The 20,721-nt window shown below is 70.5% G+C and carries 22 protein-coding genes; 17 read left to right on the top strand and 5 right to left on the bottom strand.

What is annotated here, in order from left to right; all coding sequences use genetic code 11:
- Positions 1-284 precede the first annotated feature (284 nt).
- Positions 285-1,358, top strand: a complete 1,074-nt coding sequence (locus IE198_RS00110; protein WP_189881375.1) for a fatty acid desaturase family protein — start codon at positions 285-287, stop codon at positions 1,356-1,358.
- Between the two features lie 69 nt (positions 1,359-1,427).
- Positions 1,428-1,610, top strand: a complete 183-nt coding sequence (locus IE198_RS00105) for a tail-anchor membrane protein (RefSeq protein ID WP_189881373.1) — start codon at positions 1,428-1,430, stop codon at positions 1,608-1,610.
- Between the two features lie 90 nt (positions 1,611-1,700).
- On the opposite strand, the gene IE198_RS00100 is transcribed toward IE198_RS00105, so the two are convergent.
- From IE198_RS00100 to IE198_RS00090, 3 genes are all read right to left on the bottom strand, one after another.
- Positions 1,701-2,504: a hypothetical protein gene (locus IE198_RS00100; protein WP_189881371.1), complete on the bottom strand. Its 804-nt coding sequence runs from the start codon at positions 2,502-2,504 to the stop codon at positions 1,701-1,703.
- A 93-nt stretch (positions 2,505-2,597) separates the two neighbouring features.
- The gene (locus tag IE198_RS00095; protein ID WP_189882705.1) at positions 2,598-2,909 is read right to left on the bottom strand and encodes a hypothetical protein; all 312 of its coding nucleotides are present in this window, start codon (positions 2,907-2,909) and stop codon (positions 2,598-2,600) included.
- Between the two features lie 391 nt (positions 2,910-3,300).
- Positions 3,301-3,927: a class I SAM-dependent methyltransferase gene (locus tag IE198_RS00090; RefSeq protein ID WP_189881369.1), complete on the bottom strand. Its 627-nt coding sequence runs from the start codon at positions 3,925-3,927 to the stop codon at positions 3,301-3,303.
- 197 nt (positions 3,928-4,124) lie between these two features.
- On the opposite strand from IE198_RS00090, the gene IE198_RS00085 reads away from it, so the two are divergent.
- The 4 genes from IE198_RS00085 to IE198_RS00070 all read left to right on the top strand — a co-directional run bounded on the left by IE198_RS00085 (position 4,125) and on the right by IE198_RS00070 (position 8,382).
- A complete protein-coding gene (locus IE198_RS00085; protein WP_189881367.1) occupies positions 4,125-4,925 on the top strand; it encodes an MHYT domain-containing protein in 801 nt (266 codons plus the stop codon).
- A 111-nt stretch (positions 4,926-5,036) separates the two neighbouring features.
- A complete protein-coding gene (locus IE198_RS00080; RefSeq protein ID WP_189881365.1) occupies positions 5,037-7,547 on the top strand; it encodes a sensor histidine kinase in 2,511 nt (836 codons plus the stop codon).
- The gene (locus IE198_RS00075) at positions 7,544-7,966 is read left to right on the top strand and encodes a roadblock/LC7 domain-containing protein (RefSeq protein ID WP_189881363.1); all 423 of its coding nucleotides are present in this window, start codon (positions 7,544-7,546) and stop codon (positions 7,964-7,966) included. Before IE198_RS00080 ends, IE198_RS00075 begins: the two co-directional genes overlap by 4 nt.
- Complete coding sequence (locus tag IE198_RS00070; protein WP_189881361.1) at positions 7,963-8,382, top strand: DUF742 domain-containing protein; 420 nt, start codon at positions 7,963-7,965, stop codon at positions 8,380-8,382. The genes IE198_RS00075 and IE198_RS00070 overlap by 4 nt, the downstream gene beginning before the upstream one ends.
- 23 nt (positions 8,383-8,405) lie before the next feature.
- Here the strand turns inward: IE198_RS00070 and IE198_RS00065 are convergent, their stop codons facing one another.
- Positions 8,406-8,990 (bottom strand): GNAT family N-acetyltransferase, encoded by a 585-nt coding sequence (locus tag IE198_RS00065; RefSeq protein ID WP_189881359.1) that lies wholly within the window; start codon positions 8,988-8,990, stop codon positions 8,406-8,408.
- A gap of 79 nt (positions 8,991-9,069) precedes the next feature.
- Between IE198_RS00065 and IE198_RS00060 the strand changes: the two genes are divergently transcribed.
- Together IE198_RS00060 and IE198_RS00055 are read left to right on the top strand one after the other, a co-directional pair.
- Positions 9,070-9,684, top strand: a complete 615-nt coding sequence (locus IE198_RS00060; RefSeq protein WP_189881357.1) for a GTP-binding protein — start codon at positions 9,070-9,072, stop codon at positions 9,682-9,684.
- Positions 9,681-9,881 carry a hypothetical protein gene (locus IE198_RS00055; RefSeq protein ID WP_189881355.1) on the top strand — a complete coding sequence of 67 codons (201 nt, stop codon included), beginning with the start codon at positions 9,681-9,683 and terminating at the stop codon, positions 9,879-9,881. Before IE198_RS00060 ends, IE198_RS00055 begins: the two co-directional genes overlap by 4 nt.
- 8 nt (positions 9,882-9,889) lie before the next feature.
- Here the strand turns inward: IE198_RS00055 and IE198_RS00050 are convergent, their stop codons facing one another.
- Positions 9,890-10,501 (bottom strand): TetR/AcrR family transcriptional regulator, encoded by a 612-nt coding sequence (locus IE198_RS00050; protein ID WP_189881353.1) that lies wholly within the window; start codon positions 10,499-10,501, stop codon positions 9,890-9,892.
- 325 nt (positions 10,502-10,826) lie between these two features.
- Here IE198_RS00050 and IE198_RS00045 point away from each other — a divergent pair, with 325 nt between their 5' ends.
- From IE198_RS00045 to IE198_RS00005, 9 genes are all read left to right on the top strand, one after another.
- Positions 10,827-12,401, top strand: coding sequence for a DHA2 family efflux MFS transporter permease subunit (locus IE198_RS00045; RefSeq protein ID WP_189881351.1), 1,575 nt, complete (start codon positions 10,827-10,829; stop codon positions 12,399-12,401).
- Between the two features lie 53 nt (positions 12,402-12,454).
- The gene (locus tag IE198_RS00040) at positions 12,455-13,555 is read left to right on the top strand and encodes an FAD-dependent monooxygenase (RefSeq protein WP_189881350.1); all 1,101 of its coding nucleotides are present in this window, start codon (positions 12,455-12,457) and stop codon (positions 13,553-13,555) included.
- 105 nt (positions 13,556-13,660) lie between these two features.
- On the top strand, positions 13,661-14,230 hold the full coding sequence (locus IE198_RS00035; RefSeq protein ID WP_189881348.1) for an ester cyclase: 570 nt from the start codon (positions 13,661-13,663) through the stop codon (positions 14,228-14,230).
- A complete protein-coding gene (locus IE198_RS00030; protein ID WP_189881346.1) occupies positions 14,227-14,784 on the top strand; it encodes an ester cyclase in 558 nt (185 codons plus the stop codon). Before IE198_RS00035 ends, IE198_RS00030 begins: the two co-directional genes overlap by 4 nt.
- Positions 14,785-15,055: 271 nt before the next feature.
- The gene (locus tag IE198_RS00025) at positions 15,056-16,570 is read left to right on the top strand and encodes a phytoene desaturase family protein (RefSeq protein ID WP_189881344.1); all 1,515 of its coding nucleotides are present in this window, start codon (positions 15,056-15,058) and stop codon (positions 16,568-16,570) included.
- A 52-nt stretch (positions 16,571-16,622) separates the two neighbouring features.
- On the top strand, positions 16,623-17,171 hold the full coding sequence (locus tag IE198_RS00020) for an ester cyclase (RefSeq protein WP_189881342.1): 549 nt from the start codon (positions 16,623-16,625) through the stop codon (positions 17,169-17,171).
- 28 nt (positions 17,172-17,199) lie between these two features.
- Complete coding sequence (locus IE198_RS00015) at positions 17,200-18,594, top strand: cytochrome P450 (protein ID WP_189881340.1); 1,395 nt, start codon at positions 17,200-17,202, stop codon at positions 18,592-18,594.
- Entirely contained in the window at positions 18,594-20,147 is a 1,554-nt protein-coding gene (locus tag IE198_RS00010) for a cytochrome P450 (protein ID WP_189881338.1), read from the top strand. The genes IE198_RS00015 and IE198_RS00010 overlap by 1 nt, the downstream gene beginning before the upstream one ends.
- Before the next feature lie 325 nt (positions 20,148-20,472).
- Positions 20,473-20,721: RNA polymerase sigma factor (locus IE198_RS00005; protein ID WP_229833648.1), on the top strand; the 249-nt coding region annotated here is incomplete at its 3' end.

Below are 20,721 nucleotides of genomic sequence, written 5' to 3'. Positions count from 1 at the left end.
GGTACAGCACCGTTCCGCGGTGCGGCGGCCCGGGCCCGGTGACATGGCTCACTCCGCTGCTGCGCTCCGACTGCCGTACCGTCGAAGGTGCAGCCAGCGCCACCCCCGGGGAGCGGGATTGCCCCCGCCGGGTCCCGGGTGCTGGCGTCATCGCCCCGAAGGGCCCCCGGTCCATACGTTTGTCAGGCCGGAGCAGTCGGACAGGTCGCGCATCCGGCGCACCCGTCGTCATCCGCGCTCGCGCGCATCCGGCACACCCGTCGTCCACAGACCGGAGACCCCCTATGCCTCAGGGCACCGCCGTCCTCGCCCCGCCCCCCACCGCTGCCGCCCGTCAGGCCGGCAGCGAATTCGCACCGCTGCTGCGGACCGTCAGGGCACAGGGGCTGCTGGAGCGCCGTACCGGATGGTACGCCCGCGGCATGATCGGGAACCTGGCGGCTCTCGCCGCCGTCGTCACCGGCGTGGCGCTGACCGGCGGCTCCTGGTGGGTGCTGCTCCTCGCGCCGCTGCTGGCCCTCTTCTCCACCCGCGCCGCCTTCTTCGGCCACGACGCAGGACATGTGCAGATCGCGGCGGACCGCCGCACCAACCGGATGCTTCAGCTGGTCCATGCCAACCTGCTGCTCGGGATGAGCCAGGAGTGGTGGAACGACAAGCACAACCGGCACCACGCCAACCCCAACCACATCGAGAAGGACCCCGACGTCTCGGCCGAAGTCCTGGTCTTCAGTGAGAAGCACGTGTCCGGCCGCGCCGGACTGCGCGGCTGGCTCACCCGTCACCAGGCGTGGTTGTTCTTCCCGCTGACCACGCTGGAGGGCATCGCACTCAAGGTCTACGGCTTCCGGGCCGTCTTCTCCCGCAGCGGCGGCTCTCGCCAGTCGCGCGGGGAGCGAGTCGTCGAGGGCGCGCTGCTCCTCGCGCACGTCGCCGCGTACGGAACCCTGCTGCTGGTCTCCATGCCCGTCGGGCAGGCAGTGCTCTTCGCGCTCGTGCACCAGATGGTCCTGGGTCTCCACCTGGGCATGGCCTTCGCCCCGAACCACAAGGGGATGGAGATGCCGGACGAGGAGACCGGGAAGAACTGGGGCCATCTGCGCCGACAGGTCCTGACCTCCCGCAACGTCCGCGGCGGCCACGTCACGGACTGGCTCCTCGGCGGCCTCAACTACCAGATCGAGCACCACCTGTTCCCGAGCATGCCGCGGCCGCACCTGCGGCTCGCCCAGCCGCTGGTGCGCGCCCACTGCCGCACACTGGGCATCCCGTACACGGAGACCGGACCTGTCGAGTCGTACCGGCAGGCCCTCGCCCATCTGCACGAGGTCGGCAAACCGCTGCGCACCGCCGCATAGTGGAACCCAGGGGCGAGTGCGCACGTTCTCACAGCAGGAGCGGCCACGGCCGCGGAGGAGGCGTCGGAAATGTCGACACGCACAAAGATCGTTGTCGGGGGAGTGGCCGTCGGCCTTCTCCTGATGCCGCTGATCGGGTTCTGGCTGTCGCTGCTGGTGGTGCTCGGTGTGCCGGCGGTTGCGTATCTGATGCTCGACCCGAGTCAGCGCCGCAGGCTGCGGCGCGTGTCCCGGAAGGAGATCGGCCGCTGACCGCCGCACCGGCGGCCGGTTGACCCGGTCCCCGTCGTACGGCCCCGCGTGCCCGGGGCCGTACTCGGCCGTGTCGCCGGGCCGCGTGGCTCAGGAGGGGTGGACCGCCACCTTTTCCAGCGCCTCCAGCAGGCCCGGCAGCTCCGGGCCGCGCCCGACCGCCACCACCTCGCCCGGCTCCTCGTCCAGCAGCAGGAAGGCGATGTCGTCGGTCCTGGCCACCAGCGACCAGCCGGGCCCGTCCGCGCGCAGCATCCTGGCCCCGTCCGAGGCGAAGGACGAGCGCACCCGGCCCGGCGGCGGGGCCGACTCCACGTACGCCTTGGCCGCCTCGAGAGCGCGGCGGACAGCCTCGCGCGGCTTCTTGCGCTTCTCCTCCGGCGTGTCCGAGGCGATCCCCGCCTCCCCGTCGTTGATCTGTTCCCGCCACTGCGCCCACTGCAGTGCCACCTCGTCCGCGCCGAGCCGGCGCTGCGCCGGACCCCAGGTGTCGCAGTCGGGCGGGGCGAGCGGCGCCCGGTCGCCCTCCTCGGGGACGGGGTCGTGGGGCGCGGGCACCCCGGGCGCGGCGACCGCGACGGCCAGCGGCCAGCCGGGCAGCGCCGCGACGACGCTGCGCTCGTCGGGGGAGAGGTCGTAGTCCATCCCGCAGTCCCACGAGGCGATGGCGACGGCGACGAGCGACACGTCGTCGACCACGACGGTCCAGCGCGCCCCGTCGCAGTCCTGCCCGAGGACCAGCCCGTAGCCCTCGGCGTACGGCTCGAGGGCCAGTGCCTCGCAGGCGGCCGGGTAGTCGTCGCCGAGCACGCTCGGGAACCGCGCCGGCGTGAGCAGCACCGCGGTCAGCACGTACAGCGAGTCGTCGTCGACGGTGTCTTCCGCCCCGGCCACGGCAACCTCCCTTTCCCATCGGTCGTCGGCGCACCTTAACCAGTCGGCGCACCTTAACCAGTGGGTAACCCGCACGTCGAGGGTGGAAGGCCGCTAATTCGAACCGGCCCGTTCTGCTCGTGGGAGACCGAGGAGCCGGCGTGCGACGACCTCCACGGGTTCGTTCCGCTCCCGGGCCAGCTCGGTCACCGCGCGGCAGGCGAGCTCATTGATGCCGAACATGAGCGCCTCGGGGGCTACCCAGCCGGCCGCCTCGTCGAGCCGGTCGTCGTCGTCCTCGATCGCCGCCGTCACATACGTCGCGGCGGCCTCGAAGATGTTGTGCTGCCGTGAGTGCTCGCGCGCCTGCGACCGGGAGGGGCGGGAGGCGAGGAAGCTGCGGAGTCGAGCGAGCACAGGGACCACCTTCTCCGGGGCGGCGGACACGCCGACATGTGAAGTGTTCCATTTTCGCACCGCGTTCGAACGGTGACGAGAGTGCCTCGGACGTTCTCGCCTGCCGGACTCCCTCGCCGAATGCGCCGAGGGTCTCGGGCAGTCGGGGCGAGCCCGGCCGTCGTCGCCCGGCCGACGGTGAGGATGCCCTGCCGGAAGGGGTCGTCCGACTCCTCGGACCTGCTGGCCACGGGATCAGCGACCGGCCCGCAGATTTTCGCTACGCCCTCGAGGACCACGCGGGGGCCCTCGCCGCCGTCCTCGAGGAGGGAGGGCACCGGTCCCTCCGAGATCGTCGCCACGGCATGGGCGGCGCCGTCTCGCGGACCGGACCGCAGACCCGGCCTGGTGGCCGCGCTGATCAGCCCTCCGCCGCCCCCTCCTGCCGCACCGCCAGCGCCAGGAACCGGTCGTCCTCGTCGACGTAGGAGATCATCTGCCAGCCCGAACGGGAAAGCATGGCACGCAGATTGGGCTCGGCCCGCAGATCGTCCGCGGTGATCTCGCGTCCCTGGCGTGCGGCGAGCGCGGCGCGGCCGACCGGGTGGAACAGTGCCAGCCGGCCGCCCGGTCGTACCACCCGGGCCAGTTCGCGGAGGTTCTCGGCCGGCTCGGGCAGATGGGAGATCAGCCCTGCGCCGAAGACCACGTCGAGAGAACCCGTGCGCAGCGGCAGCCGGCCCACATCGGCGAGCAGCAGCAGGCCGCTGCGATCACGCCCGGCGAGCCGGGCCGCGCGCAGCATCTCTGGCGTCAGGTCGACGCCGAGGACCGTACCGGCCGGACCCACGGCCGACCGGAGCGGCTCAAGGGCACGTCCTGTGCCGCAGCCCGCGTCGAGCACCGTGTCCCCGGCGCGAAGCCCCACTTCGCCGACAGCGGCGGCATAGGCCGGCCCGTCGTCCGGGAAGCGGCTGTCCCAGTCCGCGGCCCGGGCGCCGAAGAACTCCCGCACGCGGGTGTGGTCGTGTGTGTGATCGTCGGCCATGGACACCATGATCCGCCATGGGAGCCCGATGCGTCAGGGCCGCCGTCCCGAGCCACCGGCAGACCGCGGGACATGAGCGCAGTGCGCACACGTTCGAGCGCGGCACGATCGTTCAGAAACATCTCTCTGTCATGTTCCAGCAGCTTTCGAACTGCGCCCCAAACATGCGCCCCCCTCGGGTCTAGCGTCCCTGAGCCATGGGACATCTGGACCACGCCGCCTTCGGCCTGCTGACACCCGCGCTGTCGTACGTGATGGCTGTCGCCGGTGCCGCCCTCGGGCTGCGCTGCACCGTACGCGCCCTCTCGGCCACCGGCCGATCCCGGCGCAACTGGCTGATCACCGCCGCGTCCGCCATCGGCACCGGCATCTGGACGATGCACTTCGTCGCCATGCTCGGCTTCGCCGTACGCGGCACCGACATCCGCTACAACGTGCCGCTGACCATTCTCAGCCTCGTCGTCGCCATGCTCGTCGTGGGAGCCGGCGTGTTCTGTGTCGGCTACGGCCGCGACCGCGTCGGGGCGCTGCTGATCGGCGGCCTGTCCACCGGGCTCGGCGTCGCCAGCATGCACTACCTCGGCATGGCCGCACTGCGGCTGCACGGCACCGTGCACTACGACCCGCTTCTCGTGGCGCTGTCCGTCGCGATCGCGGTGGTCGCCGCGACCGCGGCGCTGTGGGCGGCGCTCAACATCAAGTCACCCGTCGCGGTGGCCGTCGCCTCACTCGTCATGGGGGCGGCCGTCAGCAGCATGCACTACACGGGAATGCTCGCCGTCGCCGTCGACGTCACCCCGGCCGACGGACAGCTGACCGGAGCCACCGCAATGCAGTTCATCTTCCCTCTCGCCGTCGGCCTCGGCTCCTACCTCTTCGTCACCTCCGCCTTCGTCGCGCTGTCCCCCACGGCCGGGGAACGCGCCGCCTACACCTCGGCCGGGCGGACAGAGGAGGCTGCCGCCGCCCGGCCCGCCAGGAACACCGCCACCGCCTGAGACCTGTCCGGCGACCCCGGCCCAGGGGCGACCCGGCCGTGATCCGCCCGACAGGCCCTGGACCAGTCCGGGCGACGCTGCCGCCCCAGCCGTATCCGGAACGAGGAGCCCATGCGCACACCCCGTACGACCCCTGGCGGCGAGACGCCGCTCCCGCCCCCGCCGACCGGGCGGGCGGTCCGCGGACGCCGCGCGCATGCCGGACCGCCGGCCGTCGAGCACACCGGGCACACCGGGCACGAACCGCGCCCGGAGCCGCCCCCGCAGCCGCAGTTCCGCCGGCGCCTGCCGTTTCGTCCAAGGACCGTACGGGCGAAGATCATCTCGCTCCTCATGGTCCCCGTCCTCTCGCTGCTGGCCCTGTGGGGATTCGCCACCGTCGCCACCGCCCAGGACATGGCCCGGCTGCGCCAGACCCAGCGCATCGAGGAGGAGGTGACGTCCCCGCTCGCCACGGCCGTGACCGCGCTCCAGGTCGAACGGCGGGCCGCCCTGCACCAAGTGGCCGACCCCTCCGGCGAGCGGGAGGCCGCCCTCCGGCTCGAAGCCCGCCGCACCGACGACGCTGTCGGCCGGCTGAGCCTCGACGAGGGACACACTGTCGCCGACGGCGGTGACATGCCCCGCGCCGTGGCGCAGCGCCTCGACCGGTTCGTCTCGCAGGCCGGAGAGCTGGGAGCAGTGCGCAGTGCTGTCCTCGACGGCAAAGCCGACTGGGACAGTGCCTACGGGGCCTACACCGACGCCGTCGCCGCCGCGCTCGACGTGACCGGCGCCGTCGCCGGCGTACAGGACTACGGGCCGGGCTCGGACGCCCGGGTACTGCTCGAGTTCACCAGGGCCGGCGAGATGCTGGCCCGCGAGGACGTCCTGGTGACCTCCGCACGGATCACCGGAACCTTCGACGAGGAGCGGCTGCGGACGCTCACCGGAGCCGTCGCCACGCGCACCGCACTCGCCGAAGGAGCCGCCGCGGACCTGCGCGGCCCCGAGCGGGTGGCCTGGCGCGAACTCACCGCACAGCCCGCCCACCGTCAAGTGCGCGCGGCCGAGGACCGGTTGCTGGCCGCCCCTGGGGGCCGCAGGGCCGCGACGGCCGTCGCGGCCGGCGCCTGGGACCCGGCGTACGCCGCCGTCGCCGAAGGGATGCGCGACATCGCCACGCAGGCCCGCCGCAGCGCCGCCGACCGGTCCGACCCACTCGGCGGAGGCGTCCTCACCGTCGCGGGAGCCGCCGTCCTCCTCGGCCTCGTCGCCGTCGCCGCGTCGCTCGTCATCTCCGTCCGCATCGGACGCGCCCTCGTCGTCGAACTCGTCGTGCTGCGCAACAGCGCACTGGAGATCGCCCGGCGCAAACTGCCCCACGCCATGCGCCGGCTGCGCACCGGCGAGCAGATCGACATCCACACCGAAGCCCCGCCCGGAACTCCGGCGGAGGACGAGATCGGACAGGTCTCGGAGGCGCTGGGCACCGTGCACCGTGCAGCCCTTGGCGCCGCCGTCGAACGCGCCGAACTGGCCGGCGGCATCTCCGGCGTCTTCGTCAACCTCGCCCGCCGCAGCCAGACCCTCGTCCACCGCCAGCTCACCCTGCTCGATGCCATGGAACGGCGCGCCGACGACCCGAGCGAGCTGGGCGACCTCTTCCGGCTCGACCACCTCACCACCCGGATGCGCCGCCACGCGGAGAGCCTGATCATTCTCTCCGGTGCCGCCCCCGGCCGGGCCTGGAGCAGGCCGGTGCCCCTGACCACCGTCGTGCGGGCCGCGGTGTCCGAGATCGAGGACTACGCACGCGTCGAGGTCCGCCGACTGCCTCAGACGGCCGTCACCGGCGCCGCCGTCGCCGACATCACCCACCTGCTGGCCGAACTGGTGGAGAATGCAGCCCAGTTCTCCCCTCCGCACACCAAGGTCCGGGTCAACGGCGAGCCCGTCGGCAACGGCTACGTCCTGGAGGTCGAGGACCGCGGGCTCGGCATGGGCAAGGACGCCCTTGCGGAGGCCAACCGCCGACTCGAGGAGTCCGAAGCCCTCGACCTGCTCGACAGCGACCGGCTCGGCTTGTTCGTCGTCAGCCGGCTCGCCGCCCGCCACGGCATCAAGGTCCACCTCCGCGCCTCGCCCTACGGTGGCAGCACCGCCGTGATCCTGCTGCCCACCGCGCTGCTGCAGAGCGCCCTGCCGGCCGCCGACGACGCCCACGACGCCGCCCGGACACTGCGCCCGACCGGCAGGGAGGAGGCGCCGCCGCGCCCCTCCCCCGCGAGCCCCGCCGCTCCGGCACCGGGTCTCGTCCGGGGCGACCGGCCCGCCATCGGGTCCCCTCCCGCCCCGGCGGCGCCCCCCACCCTGCGGGCGCTGCGGCTGCGGGAGACGCCCTCTCAGGCCGGCGAAGGCGAACTCCCGCGTCGCGTGCGGCAGTCCCACCTCGTCCCCCAGTTGCGCGAAGCGCCCGGCCGCGTGGAGCCCCGCAACGCGGCGGCAGCGGACGGCGGCGCCGCGACTCGTACCCCCGAACTGGTCCGGGACCGGATGACCGCGTACCGCAACGGCTGGACCAGGGGTGGCGGCAGCGCACCGGGCCCGACCGCACCAGGCACACAAGGAGATCACGCATGACCGAGCACGAGACGGCCGCTGCCCCCTTCCGGTTCGGCGACCTCGACTGGCTGCTGGACGATCTCGTACAGCGCGCCCGCGAGGTACGGCACGCGGTCGTGCTGTCGGGCGACGGCCTGCCGGTGGGCGCGTCCCGTGCCCTGAGCCGTGGGGACGCCGAGCACCTGGCCGCCGTGGCATCGGGCTTCCACAGCCTGGCCAAGGGCGCGGGACGCCACTTCAGCGCCGGATGCGTACGCCAGACGATGGTCGAGATGGACGACGGGTTCCTGTTCGTGGCCGCCGCCGGCGACGGGTCCTGCCTCGCCGTACTCACTTCGGCCACCGCCGACATCGGCCTGGTGGCCTACGAGATGGCCCGCCTCGTCAAACGCGTCGGCGAACACCTGTGCACTCCACCGCGCGTCGACGCGACATGAGCGGCACAGGCATCGGGCCCGGCGGCACCGGCCCCACCGGCAGCCAGTGGTACGACGCGGCCGCCGGTCCGCTGGTGCGGCCGTACGCGATGACCGGCGGGCGGACGAAACCGGGGCCGAGCAACGTGCGGTTCGACCTCATCGCCCTCGTCGTCGTGGACAGCGACGCCCCGGAGCCCGGCGACGAGTCCCTGCTCGGCCCCGAGCACCGGGTGCTGTTGTCCCTGTGCCGGTGCGAGACGCAGTCCGTGGCGGAACTCGCCGCCGATGCCGACCTGCCCGTCGGCGTCGTACGGGTGCTGCTCGGCGACCTGCTCGAAGCCGGGTACGTGAAGGTGAGCCTGCCCGTGCCGCCTGCGCAGCTGCCGGACGAGCGGATCCTCAGGGAGGTCATCGAGGGGCTGAGGGCGCTGTGACGGACCGGCGTTGCGGGGGGCGCTCACCGGGCTCCGGGTCGGAACTCCCGCCGGCGTTCCCACTCCGCCCGGGTCAACTCGTACTCGACATCCCCCAGCTCGGAGCCCTCGATCACGTCCGGCCACTGCTCGAAGAAGGTGCGCACGAAGCTCATGCCGGCCTTCTCCATCACCCGGCGTGAACGGGTGTTGACGGTCATCGTGTTGGCCGTCACCCGCTCGACCCCCAGCTCGGAGAAGCCCTTGTGCATGAGCGCGCGCGAGCCTTCCGTCGCCAGCCCGCGGCCCCATGCCGTCCGGCCCAGGCGGTACCCCAGCTCGACCTCCCGGCAGCTGTCGTCGGCCTCGGGACGCAGGACGAACCAGCCGAGGAAGCTGCGGGATGCGCGGTCCTGGGCCGCCCAGAAGCCCGGCCGCCCACCGAGGCAGGGGTAACGGTGCAGAAAACGCGGCATCAACTCGCCCTCCACCTCCTCGGGCGGAGAAGGACGGCCGCCGTTGATGTAGCGCATGACCTCGGCGTCGTCCACGATGCCGCGCACCTGACCTGCGTCGACGTCGGTGAAGGCGCGCAGCGTCAGCCGGTCGGTCTCCAGGAAGACATGCATGCGCCGATCATGGTCGGCCGCTGCCGGCCCGCCAACCGATTTCCTATCCCGTACCACTCACCACGGAGAGAAGCTACCGATGGACTCCCAGACCCTGGCAAGCCCCGGTGAGGACACCACCGCCCTCGCGCTGAAGATTCTGGTCGCCGGCGGCTTCGGCGTCGGCAAGACCACCCTGGTCGGCGCGGTGAGCGAGATCCGGCCGCTGCGGACGGAGGAACAGCTGAGCAGCGTCGGCAGCACGGTCGACGACACGGACGGCGTCGACCGCAAGACCACGACGACGGTCGCCATGGACTTCGGCCGGATCACGATCCGTGCCGGGCTGTCCCTGTACCTGTTCGGGACACCGGGCCAGGACCGTTTCTGGTTCCTGTGGGACGAACTGTCCCAGGGGGCCCTTGGCGCGGTGGTCCTCGCCGACACCCGGCGGCTGTGCGACTGCTTCCCGGCCGTCGACTACTTCGAGCACCGCCGGATCCCGTTCGTCGTCGCGGTGAACTGCTTCCCCGGTGCCCGGACCTTCGCCGCCGAGGACGTCTCGTGCGCGCTCGACCTCGACCAGGGAACGCCCGTCGTCCTGTGCGACGCCAGGGAACGCGACTCCGGCAAGGAGGTCCTGGTACGCCTCGTCGAGTACGCCGGACGCGTCCACACCGCCCGGTTCCTCGACTCGGTCACGCCACCGCAGTGAGGAGGGCCGCCCGGCGCATCCCGTCCGATCAGCATGAGGTACGCGGCCCGGTCGGCGGGCTCGTCCCGTGCCGCGGCGAGGAGGTCGAGCACCTCGGCCTCGGGCAGCCCGACGATCCGGCGCCCAGGAGGCGCAAGCCGGCCCCGCTGGGAGCGGTGCTGTCGGTGGCGGTCCTGCTGGTGGGCCGTGAGCCCTGACCTTCCGGTCACCCTGACCGCGAGGGCCCGGCGGTGTGGGCGATGAGCCCCGCGGCGATCACCGACGCGATGTCGTCGAGACGGCCCTCGTCCAGTGGACCGGTGAGGACGAGCAGCGCGACGAAGAGGGGGCCGCCCAGCAGCAGATGGGCGAGTGCGGGATCCACCGGCCGCGAGAGCTCGCCGCGCCGGTGGGCGCGCTCCATGATCACTTCGAGGTCCCTGTGCTCCCGGGCGACGAACGTGCTCTGGAGGCGGGCGGCCAGGGCGGGGTCGCGGGACGCCTCGGCCAGTAGCGCCGGTGTCACTTCGCGGGCCGCGGGTGTGGCGAGGCGCCCGTGGATGATCTGGGCCATCGCGCGCAGATCCCCGCGCAGCGAGCCGGAGTCCGCGGGGGGCTCGATGTCCATGTCGTGTACTGCCGCAGCGAAGAGCAGCTCCGCCTTGGAGCCGAACCTCCGGTAGATCGCGGCCTTGCCGACGCCTGCGCGGGCGGCGGTCGCGTCCATGGTCACACGGCTGTAGCCGGACTCGGCGAGCAGTTCGCGTGCGGCCTTCAGGACGGCTTGGTCGATCTGGCTGTCTCTCGGGCGGCCCTGTCGTGGTCCCGATTTCAACATGACACCAATATACGGCACTCGAGTTCCGGAACTGCGGTATCGTAATGTCGCCGACGCTCGAGACAGGGGGCCGAATGGGCGGGGGACAGCAGGCCGGGCGGCTGGATGTCCGGCTTCCGGTCAGTCACTGGAAGCCCTTCAGCGGACTGATCAGCCGCGCCCGGCTCGAGGCCGTCGGCCACTGTGCCGAGCGCGCGGCCCGGCACCCCGGCTCCCCGCTGTATCCAGCCGACCACCGCGTGGATCTTGGGACGGGGGGAGACGCCACGGAGCTGTCCCTCCCTTCTCCGGCGCGGTACCCATGCCACCCGAAGGAGAACTGACCATGGAACGTTCATCCGTCCACCGGCGCCGCTGGCAGATCCTGGCCGTGCTGTGCCTCAGCCTGGTCCTGATCGGCCTGGACAACCTGATCCTCAATCTTGCGCTGCCGAAGATCCAGACCAGCCTGGGCTCGACCGGCACCGAACTCCAGTGGATCGTCGACTCCTACACACTGGCCTTCGGCGGGCTGCTGTTGCTCTGCGGCACCCTCGCCGACCGCTTCGGGCGCAAGCGGCTGCTCCTCGTCGGACTCCTGCTGTTCATGGGGTTCTCGGTGGGAGCAGCCTTCGCCGACAATTCCACGACACTGGTCGTCCTGCGCGCCGCGATGGGCGTCGGGGCAGCGATGATCATGCCCGCCACGCTGTCCATCATCAAGGACGTGTTCCCGCCCGAGGAACAGGCCAAGGCCATCGGCATCTGGGCCGGTACGGCGGCACTCGGCGTGCCGCTCGGCCCGGTGGTCGGCGGTCTGATGCTCGAGCACTTCTGGTGGGGCTCCGTCTTCCTCATCAACGTCCCGGTGGTGATCGTGGCCCTCGCCGCGGCGCTGTGGCTGATCCCCGAGTCGCGCAACGAGGAGCACCCCGGACTCGACCTGTTCGGCGCCCTGCTCTCGGTCCTTGGCCTGGTCGCGCTCGTCTACGGACTTGTGGAAGCGTCCAGGAACGGCTGGAGCGACCCGGTGATCATCGGCTCGCTCGCCGCCGGCGCGCTGCTGCTGGTCGCGTTCGTCCTGTGGGAGCGGCGTGCCCCGCATCCGATGCTGCAACCCGAGCTGTTCCGCGACGCCCGGTTCAGCGGTGCCGCAGCCGTCATCACCGCCATTTCCTTCGGTATGTACGGCATGCTGTTCGTTCTCACCCAGTACCTCCAGTTCGTGCTCTCGTACGAACCGCTGGGGGCAGGCCTGCGGCTGCTGCCGATCGCCACGATCATCGTTGCTGCCCCCCTCTCGCCGAAGCTGGTGGAGCGCATCGGCCTGAGGTGGGCCGTGGCAGCTGGCCTTGTGCTGGTCACCGCGTCGCTGGCCTTGACCGCAGGGGCCGGGGTCGAGTCGGAGGGCCGGATTCTGGCGAGCCTCGCCCTCTTCGGCCTCGGCATGGGGCTCGGCATGCCGGCCTCGGCGGACGCCATGCTGTCGGCCGCACCGTCCGGCCAGGCCGGGGCCGGATCCGCGGTGACCGATGCGGCGATGCAGGTCGGTGGCGCACTGGGCATCGCCGTGGTCGGCAGTGTGCTCACCACGTCCTACCGGGACGCGCTGCCCGGGTTGGACGGGCTGCCGGGTCCCGCCGCGGATGCGGCCGGCGACTCGATCGGTGCCGCCACGGCAGTCGCGTCGTCCATCGGGGGGGAACAGGGGCGGGTGCTGCTCGATACCGCTCGCGAGGCGTTCGCCGGAGGGCTTGGTGACGCCATGCTCGGTGGGGCTGCGGTCACTGCGGCCGGCGTGCTCGTCGCACTGGTCGTACTCCCGGGCCGGCGGGCGCGGGCGGCCGCCGCGGCGCAAGCAACGGCGGCCGCGACGGCCGGTGAAGAGGACAGCGCAAAGACGAAGGCCGCGTCCCTGTAGGCAACCGGACGGCGACGAGCAGTCCTCCCCACTCCCAAACGCTGGAGATATCGATGTCTAGACTGCATGTGATCGTCGTGGGCGGAGGGATCGGCGGGCTCGCGCTCGCGGGCATGCTTCGCCGCAGTGATGCCGAAGTGACCGTCCTGGAACGCGCGGCGGAGCTTCGCATCGGGCTCGGGCTGACCTTCTGGCCCAACGCCGCCATGGCGCTGCGTTCCTTCGGCCAGGACATGTTCGATGCCGTGCGCACGGTGGCCCAGCCCTTCGACCAGGCCCGGATGGAGACAGCCGCGGGGCACACCGTCACCACGATCGACCTGAGTCGCTGGCTCAGGCAGTACGGCGTCGCCGGCCTGGGCGTCACCCACTCCGACCTGGTGCGCGCCCTCGGCGAAGTGTCCGGCGTACCCGTGCGGTTCGGTGCCGAGGTCGTGTCCGTGACTGAGGACGGCAAGGTGTCCCTCGCCGACGGTGAGACGCTGAGCGCCGATGTGGTGGTCGGCGCCGATGGGGTCGGCTCCGCGGTCCGCAAGGCCATGCTGCCGCCCGGCCACGCGGAGCCGCGCAGTCCGTCGATGTCCGGCTGGCAAGGCGTGTCCCCGGGCGGCAGCCCCAAGTTTCCAGGGTTCGACGTGGTGTTCGGACCGACCGGCGTCTGTGGGATCCTCGGCCTGCCCGGTGAGCGAACTTACTGGTTCATGCAGGCACCCGCCGACGCCCCGCCAGGCGGCGACGGCTGGTCCGAGACGGTGAGGGAGTTGGTGCAAGCCACTCCCGAGGACCTGATGTGGCGCGACTCGGCCCGCGACCGGGCACCCGGCCGTGCCTGGGGCCGAGGCAGGGTCACCCTGCTCGGTGACGCCGCCCACCCCGTCCTGCCGACAGTCGGCCAGGGCGCCTGCCTGGCGGTCGAGGACGCCGGGGTGCTGGCCCGCAGGCTGACCGCAGCAGGCGACCCGGTCGCCGCTCTGCGCCGCTATGAGGCGGACCGCTACGAGCGGGTGGCCAAGACGTACAAACGGGCCCGCGGGCTGCGCCGGATGCAGCAGCTGACGCCCGCCCTGCGCAACCCGCTGGTCTCGGCCGTGCCCGACGGGTTGCTGGGCCGGATGTTCACCGAGTCCGCAGAGCCCATTGCCGAGTTCCGCTGATCTTGTCGGTGGTCAGGTGCGGCGGGACGCGCTGTATCTGCCAGCGTGCCGCCCGGATCAGTAGGGCAGTGGGGCAAGCGCCCGCTTCCGCCCGGAAGGTTGTTGATGGCACACACAGCAGAGACCGAAGAGCCCGACCTCAAGAAGCGCGTTGCGGAACTCAGTGACCTCGTCTGGAACAAAGGGGACTTGAGCGCCGCCGACACGTATCTGAGCCCGGACTTCGTCGGCCACTACCCCGGCGTCCCCGATCTGCGCGGCACCGCCGCCTACAAGCGGATGGCCGCAGAACTCCGCCGCGCTCTGCCTGACCTGGCCCATCGGCAGCTGACCTTGATCCAGGAGGACGACCGCGTGGTGATGCGGGCCGAGATCACCGGCACCCAGCACGGCGAACTGATGGGCGTCCCGCCCACGGGCCTTCCGGTCCGCAGGAGCGAGACGACCGTGCTGCGGTTCGAGGGCGACAGGATTGCCGAAGTATGGTACCAGGCCGACGAGATCGGCACCTTCGAACAGCTCGGACTCACCCCGCCGGACGGTGCGGGGCCGTTGGGCCAGATCGCACACACCTTCAGGCTGATGGCCCGCTTCGCGGTGCTCCAGGCGAAGGCAGGCAGAGCAGCCAAGGCGAGCCGGGCCCGGAACGCCGCCCAGGGAGGGCACACGGCATGACCACGTCCGAAGGGACCACCGTCCAGAACGCGGCGGGCAACAGCGCTCGCCCGAACCTCAAGGCCAGGACGCGCCAGTTGGCCGCGCGCACCTTCGACAAACGCGATCTCACCGTTCTCGACGAGCTCGCCCGGCCCGACGCCCGGTACTACCTGCCGGGGCGCCCCCCGCTCGGCAACGACGAGTTCAAAGAGCTGATGCTGCATCTGTGGCAGGCCAAGCCGGATCTCAGCCTCGAGCTGATCGACCTGATCGCGGAGGGCCAGTACGTGGCATGCCGCGTCAGGTTCACCGGCACCCAACTCGGTGAGCTGATGGGCATCCCGCCCACCGGACGCCGGGTCGAGCTGGACGAGATCTTGATCGTGCACTGGGACGACGAGGGCCGCCTCATCGACTTCCACCAGGAGGCCGACTACCTCGGGATGCTCACCCAGCTGGGTGTCGTACCGCCACGGAATACCGGCCCGCTCGGGCAACTCGCCCACACCTTCACCAGCGCTGCCCGGTTCGCCTGGCTGAGGCGCAAGGCACGCCGGGGCAGCGGGCGGTAAGGCCTCTCGTTCGGACCCTGTCGTCGGCGTCGCTCCGACGACAGGTACCGAACGCTTCTCCAACTTGATCCGAAAGAAGGTCCCAGGCCATATCGGCCGGACTCGCGCCTGCCCCCGCGACGGGCGGTTCGGCGGGACCCTGCCGGTGGCGGCCCGGCCGAAACGGCAGGCGTCAGCACGGACGAAGGAGCATCTCTGGTGGCCGGTGCAGATCTTCGTCAGTGAATCGGTTGCCGAGACCAGCACATCACGTCAACACCTTGGGAGAGTCATGCCGACGAACGAACCACCCGCCACCGAGGCCGACTACGACGTCATCGTCGTCGGCAGCGGTCTGGGAGGCCTGGCTGCTGCGGCCTTCCTGGCCAGGTTCGGGCGGCGTGTCCTGGTGGCCGAGAGGGGACAGGGAATCGGGGGGTACGCCCATGCCTTCCGGGCCGGCGACCGCTATTACGACCCGGCCATCCATGTCGTGCCGGGAGCCGCCGAGGGCGGGACCATCGACGTCCTGTTGCGCTACCTCGGCGTGCGTGAGATGTGTGACTTCGTCGAGTCCGACGCGCTGTACCGGGTGGTCATCGACGGCGACGTCCTGGACGCCCCCTTCGGTTCCGAGGCGTTCATCGAGTCGCACATCAAGCTCTTTCCGCACGAGGAGGAGGGGATCCGGGGCTTCTTCGGCCTGTGCGCGACGTTCCTCGAAGAGGCCCACCAAGTGCCCGTGCAGCTGACGCCGCAGGAACTGGGCCGGGCCGTCGAGAAGTTCCCCACCCTCTTCCGGAACCGGATGTCCACACTCGGGGACGTGCTCGACCAGTACATCGAGGATCCGCGCTGCAAAGCGTTCTGCAGCGCGGGCTGGCCGTACATGGGACTGCCGCCGTCCCAGCTCTCCTTCGAGCTCTTCGCCCGCTTCCTCTACACCCAGATGCATGGCCTCTACCACTGCAAGGGCGGCTTCCAGCATCTGGTCAGAGCCTTCACCACGGCGATCGAGCGGGACAACGGCAGGATCGTCGCCAACTCACCGGTCGAGAAGATCCTCGTCCAGGACGGCCGCACCCAGGGCGTGGTCCTCGCCGGCGGGCAGGAGCTGCGCGCGCCGATCGTGATCTCCAACGCTGATGCCACGCACACCTTCCACGACCTGGTCGGGCTCGAGCACCTGCCGAAGGCGTACAGCCGCAGGCTGCGCTCGCTCAAGGGCTCCATGTCCATGTTCGTCGTGTACGCCGCCACGACCCTGGACATCGCGGCGGCAGGCGGAGCGCACGAGACCTTCATCTACGAATCCGACGACCACGACGCCAACTTCGCCGGGTTCTGTGAGGGCGAGGCCCCGGCCACCGTGGTGGTCGTGCCCACGCTCCTCGATCCGAGTCTCGGTCCACCCGGAGAGCACCTGGTCACCTCGACGGCGCTGGCACCGTACGAGGGCCCTGAGCCGTGGTCGGAGCTGAAGCCGAAGCTGGAGGAGAAGTACCTCGACCTGATCGAGCGGCTCTACCCGGGGTTCAAGGACGGACTCACCTTCGTCTCCAGCTCGACGCCGCTCACCCTTGAGCGCTTCACGGGCAACCACCGCGGTGCGGCGTACGGCTGGGAGAACACCCCGGCGCAGGCGGGAAGCAAGCGCCTCACGTACCACACCCCGATCGAGGGGCTCTATCTCTCCGGTCACTGGGCGCAGGCGGCCAGCGCGCTCCGGGTGATCGTCTCCGGCAGCCACACCGCCCAGCAGATCCTGCGTACCGCCGGCGTCACCGATGTCGGCCCGGAGCTGTGAGCCGTACAACTCCCCGAGTTCTCCCCTGATGCCGCACCCGAGAGGATTGCTGATGTCCCGTCCCGCGTCCATGGACACCAAGTCCGATGCCAACTTCGACGGTTCCCTCGACAAGAAGTACTACGAAATGGCCCGCCGCTACATCGAAGAGGTGTGGGACCAGAACAACATCGAGACCGAGCGTGAGCTGCTCGCCGACGACTGGCAGGACCACATGCCGCTGCCCGGGTGCCCGCAGGGGCCCGCCGGACACCGCGCTGCCGTCCAGCTGATGCACGATGCCTTCCCGGACCTGCGCTTCTTCCTCGACGATGTGATGATCATGGGCGACAGGGTCGTCGACCGCTGGACCGCGACCGGCACGTTCCACGGTGAGCTGTACGGATTCCCGGGCACCGGGAAGCGGATGACGATGACCGGGCTCGACTTCCACATCGTCCGTGAGGGCAAGTTCTCCGAGCTGTGGCACGAGGAGAGCACCGCCTCGTTGGTCGAGCAGTGCGGGATGGCCCCCGAACCGGGCAGCGGACTGGGCGCGATCCTCAAGCTGACGTTCGGCAACATCCTGCATGTCGCCAAGCACAAGATCCGCAACCGCTGATCCCCGGCCAGCAGGAGAGCGAGGCACCATGAGTCCGACCCTGAGCGGTCACCTCCGCCGGCCGCCGGGACCAGCAGGCTATCCCGTGGTCGGCTGCGGCCCCGACCTGGTTCGCGACCTGGTCGGCACCTTCACCCGGGCTTGGCGGGAGTACGGCGACATCGTCAGCTTCCGGCTGCCGGGCAAACGCAATCTTTTCCTGATCGTGCACCCGGACCACATCAAGCACGTGCTCGACGACCGGCAGCCGAACTATCCCAAGGACCCGCTGTCCGTCGGCAAGTTCGAACCCTGGGTCGGCCAGGGCCTGTTCACCAGTAACGGTGATTTCCACTTCCGCCAGCGCCGGCTCGCCCAGCCCGCCTTCAAGGGCTCGCGCATCTCCGGATTCGGCCCTGCGATGGTGGACGCGACCAGCGATCTCGTACGGGACTGGCACGGTCGTGCCACGCGTGAGGAGACCTTCGACATCACGCCGGAGATGTTCCGGCTGGCGCTGACCATCGTCATGCAGACGCTGTTCAGCACCGATGTGAGCAGCAGGGCGGGAGAGCTGGCCCGCGCGGTGCGGATCTGCAACGCGTACACCAACGTACGGCTGCAGCGTTTCGTCGAGCTGCCGCAGGCGCTGCCAAGCAGGGCACGCTCGCGCTTCCTGCGGGCACGGGCGACCCTGGACTCGTTCGTCTACGGGCTCATCGCGGAGCGGCGCCGGGACCCCGCGCCCCCGGACGATCTGCTGACCCGCTTCCTGAACGCGCAGGACGAGCGGACCGGCGAGCGGATGTCGGACAAGCAACTGCGCGACGAGGTCGTGACGATGTTCCTCGGCGGCTACGAGACGACGGCGCTGTCCCTGGTGTGGGCGTTCTCCCTGCTCTCGCGGCACCCCGAGGCCGAGCGCAAGGTGCGTGCCGAGGTCGCCGAGGTGTGCGGGGACCGCGAGCCGGCCGCGTCCGATCTGCCTCATCTCCGCTATCTGCGGGCCTTCTACCAGGAGGTGCTGCGCCTCTATCCGTCCGTGTGGACCCTGTCACGCAGCCCGCTGGAGGACGACGAGATCGGCGGCTATCACATTCCCGCCGGGTCGCAGGTGTTCATCAGTCCCTATCTGATGCACCGTCACCCGGGGTTCTGGGAGAACCCGGAGGGCTTCAGACCGGAGCGGTTCGAGAAGAGCGCGACCGGCGGTGCTCCGCTGTACGCATACATCCCCTTCTCCCGTGGCCCCAGGCTCTGCCCCGGTTCGTCGGTGGCCGTCCTGGAAGCGCCGCTGGTCATCGCGAGGATGCTGCAGGACTACCGGCTGAGCCTTGCCGGCGGGCATGTCTGCGAGCCGACGTCGAATGTGTTCCTCTACCCGCGCGCAGGCATGCCGATGCGGTTGCAGCACTTCAAGAGCACTGGGGAAGGAACCGCGTGATGCCAGGTCCGAACGGTACGCGGCGGCGTCCACCGGGGCCACGGGGGCTGCCGCTGCTCGGCTCGGCGCTCGACTTCCGCCGCAACCCCCTGGAGACCTTCCTCAGCGCCTGGCGTGACCACGGTGACCTGGTGCAGTTCCGTGGCCCGGTGCCGGTGGTCCTGGTCACGCACCCCGATGACCTGAAGCACATCCTGGCGGACAACTTCGACAACTATCCGCACCCCGACGACTTCAACCGCAAGGTGGGGGTCTCGGTGGGACAGGGCCTGGTGACCACGGAGGGCGAGGTGTGGCGGGCGCAACGGCGCACGGTCGCACCGACGTTCCGCAGGGAGCCGCTGGAGCGGTTCGCCGGTGTGATGGTGGACAGCACCCAGCGGATGCTGGGGCGGTGGGACCGGATCGCCCGGTACGGCGAGACGCTGGACGCCCGCACGGAAATGCAGAGCCTGACCCTGGAAATCCTGGCGCGCTGTCTCTTCCGGGCCGACTGGTCGCGGGACGCGTTGGCGCTCGGTTCTGCGGTGGCGACGCAACTGGAGCACATCAACGGCAAGTTGATCGCGGTGGCGGACATCCCGGAGAAAGTGCCGACGCCGCGCAACCGGCGCTTCAGGGCGGCACGCAAGCTCCTCGACGACACGGTGTACCGGCTGATCGCCGAGCGTCGCGCCGAGCCCCTCGACGGCGATGCCCAGGATCTGTTGTCGATGCTGATGCACACCGCCGACCCCGAGACAGGCCGGCTGATGACGGACGAGCAGCTGCGGGACCAGGTGATGACGCTGTTCATCGCCGGTCACGAGACGGTGGCCGCAACCTTGTCGTGGATATGCCATCTGTTGTCGACCCGTCCGGCGGAGACCGACCGGGCCAGGGCCGAGGTGCAGAAGGTCCTCGGCGGCAGGACGCCGACCATGGAGGACCTGCCGCAGCTGAAGTACCTGAAGCTGTTCATCCAGGAGGCGCTGCGACTCTATCCGCCGCTGTGGCAGGTGGCGCGGATGCCGTTGAAGGACGACGTGCTGAGCGGATATCACATTCCGGCAGGCTCTTTCCTGCTGCTCAGCACGTACATCACGCACCGGAACCCGGAGTTCTGGGACAATCCCGAGGGCTTTGATCCCGAGCGGTTCACCCGGGAGCGCGCCGCGGCCCGTCCCCGGTACGCCTACGTGCCCTACGCCGGCGGGCCGCGCAACTGCGTCGGCATGGCCTTCGCCAACATGGAGCTGACCATCGTGGTCGCCTGCCTGCTCCAGCGCTTCCACCTCGACATGGTCCCCGGGCATCCGATCGTGATGCAGCCGGACATCTCGCTGCGCGCCAAGCACGGCATCCGTATGACGCTCCGCCCGGTGACGGACGCCGGAGCCCGGGCTGTTGCCGCGCCGGACGTCACGATGCCCGAGGTCGCCGCGCGGGCCGGCTGTCCGCTCGCGCACGACGCGCCCGATGCGGCGGATCCGGTGGCCTCGTCGGCCTCTGAGCCTGAAGCGGAGGCTCCGCAGTGTCCTCACCGGCCGGCGGAGGGGTCGGGCAACGAATAGCGGAGCGAATGTACGCCGGTACTGTCGGTCTGCAATGAATTTGCATCAGCTTCACCATGACGCTGAACGCGGACGATGGAGGCGAGAAGGCTGTCGAAGTGGAGGAAGTCGATTCATTTTACCGTGACCGTTCTGGTGCCAAGGGGCAGTGACATGCGGCCCCCGCAGCGCCTTGTGGTCAACGCCTGTAGCGTCGGGGACGGTGGTTATTGAGTTGGATTTTGTACTCATCGGGAGTCGCCGCACGCGCAGTCGTGTGACAGCGCCGAAGCGCCGACCGTATGGGCAACGGGGGAGCCGTGGAGATCGTGCTCTGCACCGGCTCGTGGACGAATGCCTGGCCGGAAGTCAGGAGAGCTGGAATCGGATCGTCGACCGCTACACACCGCTGATATGGGCCATAGCCCGCGGGCACAGGCTCAGCGAGGCGGACTGCGAGGATGTCTGCCAGACCACCTGGATGCGGGTCATCCAGCATCTGGGGAAGCTCAGGGATCCGGGGAAGCCGGCCGCCTGGATATCCGTCTCGGCGCGCCGGGAGAGCCTCAAGCACATCCAGAAGTCCGGCCGGAGC

It is taken from the genome of Streptomyces xantholiticus, assembly GCF_014651015.1.
Lineage (GTDB): Bacteria > Actinomycetota > Actinomycetes > Streptomycetales > Streptomycetaceae > Streptomyces > Streptomyces xantholiticus.
This window is presented reverse-complemented; position numbering and strand designations above follow the sequence as displayed.

Bases quoted from the DNA above. Each gene is read 5' to 3' on its own strand.
- IE198_RS00020 (WP_189881342.1), top strand. From the start codon at position 16,623: ATGTCCCGTCCCGCGTCCATGGACACCAAGTCCGATGCCAACTTCGAC.
- IE198_RS00065 (WP_189881359.1), bottom strand. From the start codon at position 8,990: ATGCATGTCTTCCTGGAGACCGACCGGCTGACGCTGCGCGCCTTCACC.
- IE198_RS00035 (WP_189881348.1), top strand. From the start codon at position 13,661: ATGGCACACACAGCAGAGACCGAAGAGCCCGACCTCAAGAAGCGCGTT.
- IE198_RS00070 (WP_189881361.1), top strand. From the start codon at position 7,963: ATGAGCGGCACAGGCATCGGGCCCGGCGGCACCGGCCCCACCGGCAGC.
- IE198_RS00025 (WP_189881344.1), top strand. From the start codon at position 15,056: ATGCCGACGAACGAACCACCCGCCACCGAGGCCGACTACGACGTCATC.
- IE198_RS00015 (WP_189881340.1), top strand. From the start codon at position 17,200: ATGAGTCCGACCCTGAGCGGTCACCTCCGCCGGCCGCCGGGACCAGCA.
- IE198_RS00060 (WP_189881357.1), top strand. From the start codon at position 9,070: ATGGACTCCCAGACCCTGGCAAGCCCCGGTGAGGACACCACCGCCCTC.
- IE198_RS00105 (WP_189881373.1), top strand. From the start codon at position 1,428: ATGTCGACACGCACAAAGATCGTTGTCGGGGGAGTGGCCGTCGGCCTT.
- IE198_RS00085 (WP_189881367.1), top strand. From the start codon at position 4,125: ATGGGACATCTGGACCACGCCGCCTTCGGCCTGCTGACACCCGCGCTG.
- IE198_RS00045 (WP_189881351.1), top strand. From the start codon at position 10,827: ATGGAACGTTCATCCGTCCACCGGCGCCGCTGGCAGATCCTGGCCGTG.
- IE198_RS00050 (WP_189881353.1), bottom strand. From the start codon at position 10,501: ATGTTGAAATCGGGACCACGACAGGGCCGCCCGAGAGACAGCCAGATC.
- IE198_RS00030 (WP_189881346.1), top strand. From the start codon at position 14,227: ATGACCACGTCCGAAGGGACCACCGTCCAGAACGCGGCGGGCAACAGC.
- IE198_RS00075 (WP_189881363.1), top strand. From the start codon at position 7,544: ATGACCGAGCACGAGACGGCCGCTGCCCCCTTCCGGTTCGGCGACCTC.
- IE198_RS00080 (WP_189881365.1), top strand. From the start codon at position 5,037: ATGCGCACACCCCGTACGACCCCTGGCGGCGAGACGCCGCTCCCGCCC.
- IE198_RS00090 (WP_189881369.1), bottom strand. From the start codon at position 3,927: ATGGCCGACGATCACACACACGACCACACCCGCGTGCGGGAGTTCTTC.
- IE198_RS00040 (WP_189881350.1), top strand. From the start codon at position 12,455: ATGTCTAGACTGCATGTGATCGTCGTGGGCGGAGGGATCGGCGGGCTC.
- IE198_RS00010 (WP_189881338.1), top strand. From the start codon at position 18,594: ATGCCAGGTCCGAACGGTACGCGGCGGCGTCCACCGGGGCCACGGGGG.
- IE198_RS00110 (WP_189881375.1), top strand. From the start codon at position 285: ATGCCTCAGGGCACCGCCGTCCTCGCCCCGCCCCCCACCGCTGCCGCC.